Genomic DNA, 14,411 nt, shown 5'->3' with positions numbered 1-14,411 from the left:
GGCCGTACCATAAAAATATGACAGGCCGTTCGCTCATGTCCGAAATATACAATACCCAGATAATGGGCTCCGTATACTTAACCCTTATGTTGAAGGAGCAACCAGGTTGGAAAACCTGAGGGGAGGGCGTGTCCGTGCGCTTTCTCGGAATTGTATCATTTCAGTCTGAGAAAAATTATGTCTAATAATACAAATATTGATTTTATCTACCTTTCTGAGCAAGACATGATCCGCGCCGGTGTAACCGATATGGCCGGCTGTGTCGATACAATGGAAGAGATGTTTGGTTTGCTATACGAAGGCGACTATCGTATGGCCGGACCTAATAATGACTCGCACGGCGCAATGGTCACTTTCCCTGAAAGCTCGCCATTTCCGAAGATGCCAAAACCGACCGCTGATCGTCGTTTGATGGCCATGCCTGCCTATTTAGGCGGTAATTTTTGCACCGCAGGCGTCAAGTGGTACGGCTCAAACATCGCTAACCGCGAAAAAGGCCTGCCCCGCTCGATTCTGATGTTCACTCTTAATGATCCGGACACCGGTGCGCCGCTTGCGCATATGTCGGCAAACTTGCTTTCGGCCTACCGTACCGGGGCAATTCCGGGGGTTGGCGCTCGCCATTTGGCCCGTAAAGACTCCAAGGTAGTCGGCCTGTTGGGCCCAGGCGTCATGGGTAAAACCACCCTGGCAGCCTTTATTGCCGTGTGCCCACTGATTGATACCATCAAGATTAAAGGACGTGGAGAAAAAAGCCTTAACGACTTTATTTCGTGGGTTGAAGAAACGTACCCACAAATCGTTAACATCCATGTTGTGCAAACCCTGGAAGAAGTAGTGCGGGACTCTGATCTGGTCACTTACTGCAGTTCTGGTGCAACGGGCGACCCGTTGGCTTATCCAGAAGTCAAACGCGAATGGGTCAAGCCAGGTGCCTTCATGGCCATGCCTGCAAGTTGCCGTCTGGATGAAGGAATGGAACTACCGGATATCCGCAAAGTGCTCGATAACACCGGTCTTTATCACGCCTGGTTCGAAGAATTGCCAAAACCTGCGCATAACTGTGTGCCTGTTATTGGCGTGCGCTTCATGGATATGTTGGCGGAAGGAAAGTTAACCGCTGACGAACTTGAAGACATCGGTAAGATTATTGTCGGCGAAGCGCCAGGCCGTAAAAATGATAAAGAAATCATCATTATGTCGGTAGGCGGTATGCCGGTTGAAGACGTTGCCTGGGGCACAGTTGTGTACCGCAATGCCATCGCAAAAGGTATTGGCGTCAAGTTGAATTTGTGGGAAACCCCAGTACTTAGCTAATACAGTTTTAGTGAATTGAAGAGGTATGACGCATGACCGAAATCATCAAGGTTAAAACCGGCTCCAAGTACGAAGAAATGGGCAGTTATTCGCGCCTGGTCGCAGTCGATAACTGGATCTACGTGTCTAACACCGCAGGTCGACACCCCGAAACCAAGCTGATCTCCGAAGACGTGGTTGAACAGACTCGTCAGGTGTTCAACAACATCGAAGCGGCGCTCAAGGCTGTGGATTCCAGCCTCGCCGACGTGATCTGCTCGCGTGTGTTTATTCAAGATCCTGCAGACGTGGCGACGGTCATGACCCTGATAGGCGAAAAGTTCAAGGGAATCAACCCGGCCAGCACCGTGACGTGCCCACCGTTGGGTTCCACGGTTTACAAAGTCGAGTTGGAAGTTACTGCCTACCGCAATGCATCACGTGCCAATGTAGTGGAAATCAATCTAGCGAAATAGCAGATGGATACGAGTGCTCTCCCGCATACCTTGTCTTAAACAGCGTTAGTCGAGTCTTTGTCATGGCACCTACTATTGCCTCAGTGCACACTTCAAGCGAGTTTCCTTCGTCCACGTCAGTTGTGATTATCGGCGGTGGCATCATTGGTTTGACCGCTGCATTAGCACTGGCTGAGCGCAACATTCCAGTGGTTGTCCTGGAAAAAGGCCGTCTGGCGGGAGAGCAATCTTCGCGCAACTTAGGCTGGGTGCGTAAAACCAGCCGCCACGCCGAAGATATTCCTTTGGCGCAGGCCTCGGATCGTTTGTGGGCGCAAATGCCGGAGCGGGTCGGTGCCGATGTTGGTTACCGCCAGGCGGGCATCATGTTCGTTGGCCGCAACGAAACTCAAATGGCCATGCATGAAGGCTGGTTGAAGTCGGTTAGTGCGCTGGAGCTTGACTCGCACTTGCTCAGCAAGCGCGAAATCGAAACCCTGGTACCAGGCGGCAAAGGCAACTGGGCGGGCGGCATTTACACGCCTTCCGACGGCCGTGCCGAGCCAACATTGGCCTCCAGTGCAATTGCCAAAGCGGCAATGGCTAAAGGGGCCCTGATTTTTGAACAGTGTGCCGTGCGCACGCTGGTGACTGCCGCTGGCAAGGTCAGCGGTGTGGTAACCGAGAAAGGCGAGATCAGCTGTGACCAAGTATTGCTCGCAGGCGGTGCCTGGTCGCGCCGCTTTTTAGGTAACCACGGGGTTGAGCTACCGACCTTGCCGTTGGTGTGCTCGGTGCTGCGCACCAAGCCGATGGAGGGGCCAACCGATATCGCCGTCGGTGCGCCAGACTTCTCGTTCCGCAAGCACAAAGACGGTGGCTTCATCATTACCCAGCGCGGCAAGCTCGATGCTTTCCTGACCCTGGATCACTTGTTGCTGGGCACACGTTACTTGCCGGCGTTTCGTGCCCAGCGCGATTATCTGGAGATCTCGTTCGGAAAGCCGTTCTTCAAGGACCTTGCCCTGGCACGGCGCTGGAAGGCGGCGAACGTTTCACCGTTCGAGCGCGTCAGGGTGCAGGACCCTAAAGCCAATCTGTCGCTGAACAATGATGCGATGAACAACCTCAAAGCCGCTTGGCCGATCTTTGAACACGCGCAGATCGAGCAAGCCTGGGCGGGCACTATCGACGTTACCCCGGACTCGATCCCCGTGATCGGGCCGGTCGCCAAGATCCCAGGGCTGACATTAGCCACCGGTTTTTCGGGCCACGGCTTCGGCACCTCGCCAGCAGCGGGGCAACTGGCGGCGGATATCGTCTCAGGCAATCAGCCAATCATCGATCCGGCGCCGTATCGGTTTGAACGCTTCGTATGATCGGCCCAGGCCGAGCAAAAACGTCTGATTCAATAACGCGCCATGAACACGGAGTACATGGTGCGTTGAGAGAGCGGATACCAGACACGGATTTGTCGAATCAGCGCCTTATGAGCTTCATGAACATTTCTAACATAGCACCTCGTTTAACATAATATACATTATGCGTAGCAACCCATAGCAGCACGCGGGCAGTGACAGGACAGATTTCAATCCTGGCGCCACCCATTTTCCGCTTCCTACCTCATCACTGCTTTGAGTCCAACGCTTCACTCACAGCGTTCACAAACAGCGCCTGCTCGTCGTACAGCGAACTCGGTGTTTCTGCATGCTTCCACGTCGACCATTGCACCATGACCAATTTCTCCGCTGGATTGATCGCGATGGTCTGGCCATAAATCCCCAATGCCCAAAACGTTTGTTCGCTGGTGGCGGTTTTCTTTGGCTCGGCATTGGCGTCAGGTGTCGGTGCGGAGTACCACCATTGGTATCCGTACTGACCCTTGGGCGCTGATGGTGTTACCGAACCCTTGGCAGTCGTCCAGTGCGTCGAACGTGCAATCCAGTCTGCAGGCAAAATCTTCTCACCTGACGGTAACTGGCCGCCGCTGAGCACGAACTGGCCAAAGCGGCCCCAGTCACGCAGTGCTGCGTTGAAACCGTGGCCACCCATGTCGACTTTGTCCTTGACCAACGCATGCCAGACGCCATCTTGCTGCATGCCATAACGGCTCCATACGCGGCTTTCAAGGTATTTGGCGATAGTCATGCCTGTAGCGTTTTCCAGTACACGGCCCACCAGCCAGGCGCCGCCGGTGTTGTAGGACCAGATTTCGCCCGGCTGTACCCCTGGTTTGCGTTTCACTGATTTGACCAAGTTGAATACGCAATCGTATGGCGCAGGCTTGGCTTCACACTGAGTCATATGGGAGAAATCGGAGTCAGGTGACGCGTAGTTTTCATCCCAGACCACGCCTGAGGTGTGCTGTAGCAGTTGGTGCAACGTCACATCTTGCCAAGCTGTTCCTTTAAGTTCAGGGATATAAAGGGTGATTTTGTCGTTTACCGACTTGATTTTGCCTTCCTTTATCGCCACACCCACCAACACGCTGACCACCGATTTAGCAACTGAACGCGAGGTCCACAGGGTGTTTTCGGTATTGCCCTTACCGTAATACTCGTAGGCGACCTTTCCATCCTTGAGAATCAATAGCCCGGTGACGTTCTGGTTAGTGATGTAGTTATTGATGTTGTAGGTAGTGCCATCCATTGCGTAGCTAATGGCTGGTAATGGGGTGTTGGACGCTGATAAAGGCGAAGGTTTGGCGCCTTGATTGCTGAATACATCGCCTTCGTACAAGCGGTAAGTGTTGCGAAAACCCACTACCCGTGTGGGTTGATCCCAGGTCAGCATGTTGTGCGGGTCGGGTAGCGTTTTGTCGAAAGGTTGTGGGCAAACTTTCAGTCCCGGAACGCCGCAATGTGCGGTTTGTCCGTCAGCCAGGCTGAGACCACTGTGTGTTAATCCCAATGCAGCGATGCTCAGTGCCAATACCGATACAGCGTGGGTGGATTGCCTTTTTATTGTTCTTGGTAACATCAGTACTTCCTCGACTATCAATGTTATTCCGCCATTCACGTTCGAGCTTATCAACTTGCCGGAACGGGAAAAGAACAATAAAGTCCGGCTAGATATTAAAAAAACTAACAATAGTGATCGTCATGCCCAGCGACCGGCTTCCCCCACTCAATGCGATTCGTGCCTTCGAGGCAGCCGCCCGGCTGGGCAGTTATGTCTCCGCGTCTCGAGCCCTGCACGTCACTCAGCCAGCCATTGGCCGGCATGTGAAAAACCTTGAGGACTGGCTGGGAGTGCAACTGCTCGAGCGCACGCCACGCGGCGTCACTCTCACTGCAGCCGGGCTTGAGTTCCATCAGGCTGCGTCCCAAGCGTTGAAACTTCTCGCCGATGCTGGCTCGCGAGTCGCACGCCGGCAGCAAGAGCGCTGGCTACGTATTCTGTGTGTGCCAGCGTTTGCTTCGCGATGGCTGACTCCGCATATCGATGCATTGCGCCGCTTACGTCCCGGCCTGAAGCTTGCCATCGAGCCCAATGCATCATTCACTTCGGTAGACGCTCGCCAGGCAGACTTGGGCATCGGCTATGGCTTGCCGGGAGAGCACGTCGGAGTGTTTCTGACCATGATCAAGCCGCAGGTTTTCCCGGTCTGTTCGCCGGCGTACCTGGCAACGTTGTCGTGCAAATCACCGCAAGTACAGGACTTGCCGAGCTGTAACCTGATTCACGTCGACGACGGTTCTTGGTGGAACAGCTGGTTTGCGGCGCAGCAGTTTCCGCTAAAGGTCAGTTCAAATGCCTCACACATGAGCAACGATATTGCATTGAATTTAGCCTCGCGCGGTCATGGAATTGCCTTAGCAACCGAAGTATTGGTCAAGGATGAGTTGGCAGACGGCGCCTTGGTGCGTATTACCGAGGCAGCAGTCGTACTCGAAACCTATCAAGTGCTCACTCCACCACAGCCGCTTTCGGAAGATGCTGAATGGTTTATTGAGTGGTTGAATGAGGCCTTGCGTGAGGAATTTCCCCAAGCTGCCATTGAATATAACTGAGGCTGAAAGTACGCTACTGCCCTGCTCGGTACTAGGCTTAGAACATAACTCAACTAAATGACTATTTAGTTGAGTTATGTTTAATTCGCAAGCAATTGCAAGCCTCGGCTGTTCAACGGGTGGTTGCTTTACATGCGCACCAATCCGAAGAAGGTCTCGCACGTTTACACAATTCCACCCTCTCCCAGCCCCACCTGCGCCGCCACCGACCCCTTGCGCGCACGGTACGCCATCGCCATTTCCATCGATCGATTGAAGCGGCCATCACACTCTCCGCCCTCCAGCGCCATGCACACCTTCGCTTCATCCACCAGTTGCGCCAGCCGCCCCGCGTAATGCTCTCGCGCCTGGAAGTTGTCGATGGCGTATCCGGTCAACTGGCACAGCACCCCTTGCGCGCCACGGCCCAATGCCGCGACCACTGCGTTGCCGGTCCGTATTCCGCCTGCGGCGATGACCGGAGCGTTATTCAACAGGGCCAGTTCATAAGCGAGGTTGGGACTGCTTCGATCTGCTTGGGCAATAAGCGCATCGGCACCCGCCTCCATCGCATGTATGGCTTGTCTGGATTGCTTGACCTGCTGCAGTACCTGCACGCCTGCGCGTTTGAACTGCTCGATCACACTGCTCTGCACAGTTGGCGCGAGTATCACGATGGGTACCTGCAACGTTAGGCACGCCTGGATCTGTTCGTTATGTAGCGATCGTGCGGTACACGTGCAGTCGAGGATCGCCGCAAATGGACGTTGGCTGAGGGCTTGGTAGGCAAGAACCTGCTGCTGTAGCTGAGCGCTCGTTACCCTCGCCGTCTGTATGCAGCCCAAACCACCGGCATTGCCGATGGCAGCTGCAAACTCGGCTTGGTCGACCTGCGGCCCTGCCAGGCAAATGAGCGGGTAGCGGCAACCGAGGGATTTTGCCAGCGGGGTTTGCAGCGACGGGTAAGACATGACCAACTCCTTTTCGCAGTCAATGCGATGCAGAGGGCATGGTAGGCCGATGCCGGAAATAGATTAAATGCAAATTATTGAACTCTCTTATCAATATGAGTGAAGTCACACTGATATCAAAAAAAGTGCAGGCAATGCGCATTAATTTGAATTGGTGAAGGTGCTGCAGCTGGTCGCAAAATGGCCGGAGATTCAGTCGCTTACCGCACTACATGCGTTCCTGTGTCGTGATTTGGACTCGCCTCCCCGTGGTTGAAATCCCCGCTGCGAAGTTGCCCCGCCCTCTTCTTTCCTTGCTAATTGCCGAGTGCATTTATGCCCAAGCTTTCCCTGTCGCTCAACAGACACGACCTATCCATTTTCGTTGCCGCCCTTGTGCTGCTGATCGCTGCGTTATCGTGGATCGTATTGGACTCCGACGTTGTAAGTACCGAGGATGCCTATGTGCAGGGTAACGTGGTACAGGTAACCAGTCAGGTTGGCGGTACGGTGATCGGGATCGAAGCCGATACCACCGACCATGTCGAATCTGGCCGGGTGTTGGTACGCCTTAATCCCGTGGATGCCCAGATCCGCTACAAGCGTGCTGAAGCTGCATTGGCGCGTGCCACCCGCCAGGCCCGAACTCAGTACCTGCAGGTGCAGCAACTCGATGCGGAGCTTGATCAGCGCCGCAATGACCTGGCCAAGGCCCGCGCTGACCTCGCCCGGCGTCAACAGCTGGTAGCCATTGGCGCCGTTTCAAAGGAAGAGATCCGTCATGCCGAGGTCATCGCCCAGAACGCTCGGTCTGCCCTGGTTGTTTCTCAGCAGGTACTGGCCCAGCGCCGTGCTCTGGTCGATGGCACCCACTTGGAAAGCCACCCCGAAGTGCTCGCGGCAGCTGCCGACTTGCGCGACGCCTATATCGCCCTGTTGCGCACGACCATAGCCGCGCCGGTCGCGGGCACAGTAACCCAGCGCGGGGTGCAGGCAGGCCAGCACATCAGCCCGGGTTTGGCCTTGATGTCGGTGGTTCCACTGGATTCATTGTGGGTCAACGCCAACTTCAAGGAGTCGCAGCTTGAACACCTGCGCATTGGCCAGCCGGTAATACTGACGTCAGAAGTCTACGGCACCAATGTTGAATATCACGGCAGCGTTGCCGGCCTCGATGCTGGTACCGGCAGTGCTTTCTCGCTGCTGCCTGCACAGAATGCGACAGGGAATTGGATCAAGGTCACCCAGCGCGTACCGGTGCGTATTACCCTGCAAGGCGCCGAACTGCTGCGGCAGCCGCTACGCATTGGCATGACCATGCACGCCAAGGTCGATACCCGCGATCACCGGGGTACGCAAGTGAGCAGCGCAATTGCCTTGGACGACTCTTATCAGACCCATGTCTTTGACCAAGAAATGCGTGAGGCCGATCGCCGCGTCGCGCAGGTCATTCATGCCAACACCACCACTCAGGCCGCTTTGGCGGGCCGGTAATGTTATGAGCCTTCGGTACGCCTTGTTAGCGATCATCTTTTTGCTCAACCTTGTCGAGTTTCTGCAGATCGGTATGGTGTCATTCGCTGCTGCGCCGATTCGTGGCGAAATCGATGCCAGTCCCGAGGAGTACAGCTTCATTGCTGCCCTGTATGCGTGCGTTGCCGTGGTCATGATTGCCAAGAAGCACTGGTTCATCGAACGCATGGGGCTGCGCCATTATGTTCACGCTTCGATTGTGGTGCACATCGCGGGCTGCCTGATGTGTGCGGCAAGTCATGACCTTGGGATGTTCACCGCGGGGCGGGTGATCATGGCCCTGGGCGGCGCAGCATTCATGACTACTGCTAGAGTGCTGGTACACCAGTTGCCCGCTGGATCGGTGCGCTTTGGTGGGGTCAAGGCGTTCTTCGCAGGGCTCGCCGTAGGCACCGGATTGGCGCCGTTGCTGGCGTCTCTGGCAGTCACCGAGGACCATTGGCAAACAATGTTCTGGCTGCTAATTGCGGTTACCGTTACGGTGGCAATATTGGCTTGCCGGTGTTTGCCAGCAGATGCCCATGCCGACGACGCGCGCAGCCCATCTAATCTTGGGCGCATCTTGTTGTTGGCGGTGGCGTCGTTCTTTCTGCTGTATCTACTCCAGCGTTCGTATTACAACTTTTATGACGACCGCGCGATATTCGGGATCTTTTGCGCTTTAGCGGGTTTTGCCCTTTACAGCTATTTTCATGCCGAGCACCGCAATGAAAAGCCACTGCTTATGGTGCGGGAGCTGTGGCAGAAGCCTCGGTTTGTGTTCGGTGTGGCTGTATTCAGCTTCGCCTATGTCGTGCAAGGTGCGAACAACTTCATACTGCCGGCCTTCCTGCAAACCGGCATGGGCTATGCCTGGGAAACTATCGGCAAGCAGCAGTCGTTGGGCCTGGCGATGACGGTAGTAACGTGGGCAGTGATGCTACGCATCATCAATACCCATCCCGGGTCGAAGAAATTCCACATTGCCGGCTTCATCGCTCTGGGCAGCTTCGCGTGGCTATTGGCGCATGTCGCGCCCGACACCGATCTCGTCGGACACATTCTGCCGGCACTGGCGCTTAACGGCTGTTTCATTATGTTGGTGATTCCCACTACAGCAATCCAGGCCTTCGCCGACGTGGCCCACGACGACAAGTTGTTTGCCCATGCGCAGCAGGTCAAGAACATGCTGCGCGAAATCTTCACGGCCCTGGGCACCTGCCTGGCCACGTTGTTTTCCCAATGGCGAAGCACTGAGCAATATAACCTGCTCAACCTGCGCCTGACCCATGCCGATGCGGCCTTTGGCAGCTATGTCGATACCCTGGCCCGGCATTTTGGCCAAAACCACGAGAGTGCACAGGCCGGGAAAATGGCTCTGATTTATGTCGGCCAACAAGTTAACCAGCAAATCAGTTATCTGGTGGGGATCGAATACTTCACTGCCATTGCGGCGCTTGCGGTGGTCTGTACGGTGTTGATTGCCTGGCAAAACATATTCCGTTGAAGGCCCTTGTACAGTCACCGTAAGCGGTGCTTCGAGTTCCCCTGCTCAGGCGCAATTGTGGAGATCGGCTTTACTTGTCTGCGACGTCGCTGTCCTATCGTTGACGCAGGTCACGACGTCGAGCGCCAATCGCGCGAGGATGGCTGCAAGCACGAATCGCAGCGAACTCCAGCCAACGCGTCAGCGAAGGCGACTTCGTGGATTCAGGAACGCAGTACTGCATAAGGAGACCGAAATGTCCCAGTTGAGCCATATACTGGTTGCCACCGACCTGTCCGCCTCGGCCCGTCACGCGGCAGAGCGCGCGGCATTATTGAGCAAGGAGTTGGCGGCTTCGCTGGATTTGCTCTATGTTGCCAATCCTGCCCCGTTCGAGCGTCTCAAGCAGATTGTTGCGCCTGATGACGACCTGCTGGCCAAGGCCCTTTCCAGTGCCAAAGAAAAAGCCCACGAGCAGGCTGACAGCCTGTTCCAGCGCTACGACGTCAGCGCGGGCAGCCATGTTGTGCCAGGTTCGGTCATCACCGAAATTACCCGTGTGGTGCAGGACAAACGCATCAACCTGCTGGTCTGTGGCGCCAAGGGCCAGAGCGTGGTTCGTCACTTGTTGCTGGGCTCGACTGTCCAGCGCATGCTCAACCGCATGCTTTGCCCGCTACTGGTAGTCAAACAGGCGCCACGTCGGGAGTACCGTACCTTGTTGGTTCCGGTTGATTTCTCGCCGTCGTCCCTACGTGCGATCAAGCTGGCCAAGGCCATTGCGCCACAGGCCGAAATCATTCTGTTGCACGTGTTCGAAGCACCCTTCGAGGGCAGTATGCGTTTCGCCCATGTAGACCATGACACCCTCACCCACTACCGCAACGTGATCAAGAAGGACGCGATACAGCAGCTTGCTGCTTTGAGCGAAGCGGCTGGGGTGCCCGATGCGCGGCAGGTGGTGGTGCATGGTGACGCTGCCTGGCGAATCGTCGAGCAGGAACAGGAGTTGGACTGCGACCTGATCGTGATAGGCAAGCAAGGTGAAAGTGCACTGGAAGAGCTGTTGGTAGGCAGCATCACCAAGCACGTACTCAGTGAATCCCAAGGCGACGTGCTGGTATCGCTGTAACGCTCAAAAGCGTCAGGCGATCGCCCCACCCTCCTCTGCCCCGGAGGCCAGGGCGATCGCTGGCATCAAAGGGCTTGGCGACTTTCCTCAAGTAATTGCTCGGCCACTGCCATTAACGGCGACGGGGTGTGGGCAGCAACATCAAAGCAACGCAGTTGCCGCTCGGCGCTGGTCCCTGCGCGCAACAGCCGTCGGGCTTGGTCGAACAACCCCTCCTCGCCCAACGCTTGAGCGCTCGAATCGAAGGTATCGCTGGCCTGATCCAGCCACTGCTCGAGTGTCAGCGCATCGCTGGCAGGTGCGAGCACATAGCGTCCATGGCGTCCCCAGCGGCGAGCCTGGGCACGATTTTCTTTGAGTAACCAACCTATCGGCGCGGTGTAGCCACTACCCGGTTGCGCCTGACAACAGGCGTGGTGGACCATTACCCGAAACAGCCCTGCCAGCAGTAGCGCGTCAGCCAACCGTGGACAAGCATCGGTCATGCGCAGTTCCAGGGTGGGAAAGCTCAAAGAAGGTCTGATCGCCCACCACACATTGGCCTTGGCGGCGATGGCGCCCGCTTGCCGGAGTGTGTCGAGGTACTGAGCGAATGCCGTTTCATTGGCCAGATGTTCTGGGATGCCCATGCGTGGCCATTCATCGCAGAGCGCCTGGCGATAGCTCATGTAGCCGCTGTTCACGCCGTCCCAGAACGGTGAAGACGTGCTCAGGGCCAGCAACAGCGGCGTCCAGGGCAGTACTTCGTTCATTACCGCGATACGGTCGACCCCTGCGGGGATTTCGGCGTGAACATGCAGACCAGACAACACGCTGCGCCGTGCAACCAGGGCAAACTCGGCAAACAGTTCACGAAAGTGGCTTTGCGGTGTTTGCTGTTGTTCACGCCAGTCGGCAAGCGGATGGGCGCCGGCGCAGATGAACCCCAGGCCATGCTCGGCCAATGCTTGATCGAGCCGCGCGCGCGCCTTGCTCATGTATTCGGCGGCTTGATCGGTTTGGGTGAACACCGGCGAAGCCAGCTCGACTTGGCCCTGGAACATTTCGTAGGCAAAACCGCCCTCCAAAGCTTCCCGGCAAGCTGCAAGCACAGGTTCATCCGGTGCTGCCAGCATGCGTCGGGTCTTGAGGTCGGTGATGAAGTATTCCTCCTCGATTCCAAAGCGTTGAACAACACCCTTGGCGCTCATCAGCGCAACCGCGACACGGTCAGGGCTACTACCGCAATCCGCTCGACCTGCTCGTAGCCGGGCTTTTCCAACTCTTCTCCGAAGACATCGGGGTCGAGTTCGCGGTAAGTCCAGGCGAAATTGGCGTCGGTCAGCAGGCGCTGTGTAGCAGCCAGGAACGGGTCGCTGCCTGCCACCATCGCCACGCCGGTGTACAACAGCAACGTGCCATGAACTTGCAGTCGCGGTAGTGACTCCTCGAGGATGCGTAACGACAAGTGTTCACCCAGGGCACCGCCGCCATGCCGGTAAGCCCGTTGTTGCACGTCGTTCATGTAAGGCGGGTTAGCCAGAATCAGATCGAAGCATCCTTCGACACTGTTGAGCACATCGCTGTGGTAGATGCTGACGTTAGTGGCCCCGGCCAGTTCGGCATTGACTGCGCACAGGCGCAGGGCCCGCGGATTGATATCCAACGCCAGTACCTCAGCGTCCTGGCGCGCCCGCGCCAGCACCAGGGCGCCCGCGCCGGCACCGCAGCCAATGTCCACCGCCCGGTGAACGGGTGTGAAATGCTGTAGCAGGTGTGCTTCGATCAAACTGGCGAAGCGATAGCTGTCAGGCCCGAAAAATACCGCGTCGGCCTCAGTCGTGGGAAACGCCGAATGCGCCAGCAACAAGGGTCCAAGGCTGGACCAACGGACGGTGCTGCGATACAGCCCGGCGCACCTCTGAACAATACCGGCCTCCTCCAGCATGGCCAGGTCGTTTGCCTTGAACAGGTTGGCTTCAAATGGCCTCGACCAGCCAAAAACACCGCGCAGGTCTTCGTTGCGAGGGTTGTTGGGGCGATTGTTGACGCGTTGGTGGGTCAAGGGTGTTGGGGTGATGAAGCGGTAGCCATCAGCCTGCAAGCGTCGACCCAGTCCAAGCAAAGCACGGTCGGCCAAAGGCTGATGTGGGTATAGCGGGCGTTCTGGACATTTGACGAAATCAACCATGGCGGCATCCTTGGCGGGTCAGCGCAAACGGGTACGTAGCTCGATAAAGCGGCGCGTAGCGAACAAGCCGGCAGGACGGCTGTGACGCTGTGGGCCGAGCCAAGGCATCAACAGCGCAATCTGTGCATCAGCGGGCTGGCCTTTGAGCGATGCACTGAGCGCTTCGGTTTCCGCATCCTCGGGTAACTCTTGAGCGGCCACGTTGGAAATACGTCGTCGCGCACAACGACGACGACCATCCTGCCAGTCGCCAGCAATCCAATCGTGTATCAGCTGCTTTTCGAAGCCGCTGAACACGCCAAACATCACCGCTCCAGCCCCGTCGATCAACTGCCAGAAACGGCTGTTTGCCGGGTCCTGATGACGCTGGATCCAGCCCTTGCCTTGGAGGGCGCGTAGGAAGTCGGGCATTTGCCCAGATTCACTGAGCCATTGGTTGACGGTCTTGCCCTCGAAACTGGCGTAGTCGGAGTGCATGTGCTGGCCAAACGGACGCTTGCGTTCGAGCATCGCCAACAACTCCTGCTCCAGATCGAAAGCTTGGATGACCGCAGTGGTGCTTGTGCCCAGATCATTGAGCGCGTAACCCCGTGCGACACGCTTCCAGTACAACTGCGGGTCCATGCCCACCGGCATCAATTCGCGTACGGCCACTACTGCCCGGCGGGCATGCCCGGTGCTGGCGTTGTCGATGGTGACGTGAAGGCTGAAATAATAAGGGTCGATGCCCAGTTCAATGAGTTCGTAGGCGCAGACCAGCAAATGCAATGGCAATTGCTCGTAACCAAGGTTATAGCCCAGCACTTCGGGCATGAAGTCACTGGCGCAACAGCCTAGCGCCAACTGGATCGCGCCTTGGTGAAAGTGTTCGTCGGCAAGCCCCTGGTCGCTCTCGCAATCATGTTCGGCCAACAGGCGTCGGTAGATGGCGACATGGTTCTGGGCACCCTGTCCATCACCGAGCTCTTCAAGGTACGTGGTTATCAAGCCGTTATAGCGATAGTCGCGCCAGTGCTCCAGCACACCGTACAACCAGGCACCATCGACCAGTTTGGTTGGCGCCACGCTGCGCAATGTGTGCAGCGCGTGCGCCTTGTTGTGAAAATATCTGCGCACGGCCCCTTGCTTGCGCTGCTCCAGATAGTCGGCGTATTCGGCCGCCACCGCCACACAGTTTTGCTCGACCCAATGGGCCAGTTGTTGCGCATCTGGCGGTAGCCCGGTGGCCACGTCTTCGACTGCGGCCAGTTGTTGCTGCAAAAACGTGGCCGCCGCTTGCGCGGCCTCCTCTTTCTCGCTGGACAGCAGGTGCTGATACAGCTCACGCAGTGAACCATGACGGTGTAATTCGGCAAGATCGCCGCTCATGGGTTTCAGCAAGGTCATGGAGTTCTCCGCAGGCAAAAGGCGCATCACCA

The 14,411-nt window shown here is 56.7% G+C and carries 12 protein-coding genes; 7 read left to right on the top strand and 5 right to left on the bottom strand.

Features of this window, described 5'->3' with window-relative positions; genetic code table 11:
• The first annotated feature begins 177 nt into the window (after positions 1-177).
• The 3 genes from D3Z90_RS12450 (at position 178) to D3Z90_RS12440 (ending at position 3,130) form a co-directional block, all read left to right on the top strand.
• Positions 178-1,317 carry a tyramine oxidase subunit B gene (locus D3Z90_RS12450; RefSeq protein ID WP_136476081.1) on the top strand — a complete coding sequence of 380 codons (1,140 nt, stop codon included), beginning with the start codon at positions 178-180 and terminating at the stop codon, positions 1,315-1,317.
• A gap of 32 nt (positions 1,318-1,349) precedes the next feature.
• Positions 1,350-1,772 carry a RidA family protein gene (locus D3Z90_RS12445; protein ID WP_136476080.1) on the top strand — a complete coding sequence of 141 codons (423 nt, stop codon included), beginning with the start codon at positions 1,350-1,352 and terminating at the stop codon, positions 1,770-1,772.
• A 62-nt stretch (positions 1,773-1,834) separates the two neighbouring features.
• A complete protein-coding gene (locus D3Z90_RS12440; protein WP_136476079.1) occupies positions 1,835-3,130 on the top strand; it encodes an FAD-binding oxidoreductase in 1,296 nt (431 codons plus the stop codon).
• A 247-nt stretch (positions 3,131-3,377) separates the two neighbouring features.
• On the opposite strand, the gene D3Z90_RS12435 is transcribed toward D3Z90_RS12440, so the two are convergent.
• Entirely contained in the window at positions 3,378-4,841 is a 1,464-nt protein-coding gene (locus tag D3Z90_RS12435) for a serine hydrolase (RefSeq protein WP_256658358.1), read from the bottom strand.
• 11 nt (positions 4,842-4,852) lie between these two features.
• On the opposite strand from D3Z90_RS12435, the gene D3Z90_RS12430 reads away from it, so the two are divergent.
• A complete protein-coding gene (locus tag D3Z90_RS12430; RefSeq protein WP_136476078.1) occupies positions 4,853-5,764 on the top strand; it encodes a LysR family transcriptional regulator in 912 nt (303 codons plus the stop codon).
• Positions 5,765-5,928: 164 nt separating this feature from the next.
• Here D3Z90_RS12430 and D3Z90_RS12425 read toward each other — a convergent pair whose 3' ends face one another.
• Complete coding sequence (locus tag D3Z90_RS12425) at positions 5,929-6,714, bottom strand: nitronate monooxygenase family protein (protein ID WP_136476077.1); 786 nt, start codon at positions 6,712-6,714, stop codon at positions 5,929-5,931.
• 315 nt (positions 6,715-7,029) lie between these two features.
• On the opposite strand from D3Z90_RS12425, the gene D3Z90_RS12420 reads away from it, so the two are divergent.
• The 3 genes from D3Z90_RS12420 (at position 7,030) to D3Z90_RS12410 (ending at position 10,823) form a co-directional block, all read left to right on the top strand.
• Entirely contained in the window at positions 7,030-8,187 is a 1,158-nt protein-coding gene (locus D3Z90_RS12420; RefSeq protein WP_136476076.1) for an efflux RND transporter periplasmic adaptor subunit, read from the top strand.
• A 4-nt stretch (positions 8,188-8,191) separates the two neighbouring features.
• Complete coding sequence (locus D3Z90_RS12415) at positions 8,192-9,712, top strand: MFS transporter (protein ID WP_136476075.1); 1,521 nt, start codon at positions 8,192-8,194, stop codon at positions 9,710-9,712.
• Between the two features lie 235 nt (positions 9,713-9,947).
• Positions 9,948-10,823, top strand: a complete 876-nt coding sequence (locus D3Z90_RS12410; RefSeq protein ID WP_136476074.1) for a universal stress protein — start codon at positions 9,948-9,950, stop codon at positions 10,821-10,823.
• Positions 10,824-10,888: 65 nt separating this feature from the next.
• Here D3Z90_RS12410 and D3Z90_RS12405 read toward each other — a convergent pair whose 3' ends face one another.
• The 3 genes from D3Z90_RS12405 to D3Z90_RS12395 are packed head-to-tail and all read right to left on the bottom strand — an operon-like array spanning position 10,889 to position 14,379.
• Positions 10,889-12,013, bottom strand: coding sequence for a carboxylate-amine ligase (locus D3Z90_RS12405; protein ID WP_136476073.1), 1,125 nt, complete (start codon positions 12,011-12,013; stop codon positions 10,889-10,891).
• Positions 12,013-12,993, bottom strand: a complete 981-nt coding sequence (locus D3Z90_RS12400) for a class I SAM-dependent methyltransferase (RefSeq protein ID WP_136476072.1) — start codon at positions 12,991-12,993, stop codon at positions 12,013-12,015. Before D3Z90_RS12400 ends, D3Z90_RS12405 begins: the two co-directional genes overlap by 1 nt.
• A gap of 18 nt (positions 12,994-13,011) precedes the next feature.
• A complete protein-coding gene (locus tag D3Z90_RS12395; protein WP_136476071.1) occupies positions 13,012-14,379 on the bottom strand; it encodes an iron-containing redox enzyme family protein in 1,368 nt (455 codons plus the stop codon).
• Between the last annotated feature and the right edge of the window lie 32 nt (positions 14,380-14,411).

It is taken from the genome of Pseudomonas sp. DG56-2 (assembly GCF_004803755.1).
GTDB classification, from domain to species: domain Bacteria; phylum Pseudomonadota; class Gammaproteobacteria; order Pseudomonadales; family Pseudomonadaceae; genus Aquipseudomonas; species Aquipseudomonas auratipiscis.
This window is presented reverse-complemented; position numbering and strand designations above follow the sequence as displayed.

What these genes read in the sequence shown, in the direction of transcription:
- D3Z90_RS12450 (WP_136476081.1), top strand. Translation starts at nt 178, where the DNA reads ATGTCTAATAATACAAATATTGATTTTATCTACCTTTCTGAGCAAGAC.
- D3Z90_RS12445 (WP_136476080.1), top strand. Translation starts at nt 1,350, where the DNA reads ATGACCGAAATCATCAAGGTTAAAACCGGCTCCAAGTACGAAGAAATG.
- D3Z90_RS12440 (WP_136476079.1), top strand. Translation starts at nt 1,835, where the DNA reads ATGGCACCTACTATTGCCTCAGTGCACACTTCAAGCGAGTTTCCTTCG.
- D3Z90_RS12430 (WP_136476078.1), top strand. Translation starts at nt 4,853, where the DNA reads ATGCCCAGCGACCGGCTTCCCCCACTCAATGCGATTCGTGCCTTCGAG.
- D3Z90_RS12425 (WP_136476077.1), bottom strand. Translation starts at nt 6,714, where the DNA reads ATGTCTTACCCGTCGCTGCAAACCCCGCTGGCAAAATCCCTCGGTTGC.
- D3Z90_RS12420 (WP_136476076.1), top strand. Translation starts at nt 7,030, where the DNA reads ATGCCCAAGCTTTCCCTGTCGCTCAACAGACACGACCTATCCATTTTC.
- D3Z90_RS12415 (WP_136476075.1), top strand. Translation starts at nt 8,192, where the DNA reads ATGAGCCTTCGGTACGCCTTGTTAGCGATCATCTTTTTGCTCAACCTT.
- D3Z90_RS12410 (WP_136476074.1), top strand. Translation starts at nt 9,948, where the DNA reads ATGTCCCAGTTGAGCCATATACTGGTTGCCACCGACCTGTCCGCCTCG.
- D3Z90_RS12405 (WP_136476073.1), bottom strand. Translation starts at nt 12,013, where the DNA reads ATGAGCGCCAAGGGTGTTGTTCAACGCTTTGGAATCGAGGAGGAATAC.
- D3Z90_RS12400 (WP_136476072.1), bottom strand. Translation starts at nt 12,993, where the DNA reads ATGGTTGATTTCGTCAAATGTCCAGAACGCCCGCTATACCCACATCAG.
- D3Z90_RS12395 (WP_136476071.1), bottom strand. Translation starts at nt 14,379, where the DNA reads ATGACCTTGCTGAAACCCATGAGCGGCGATCTTGCCGAATTACACCGT.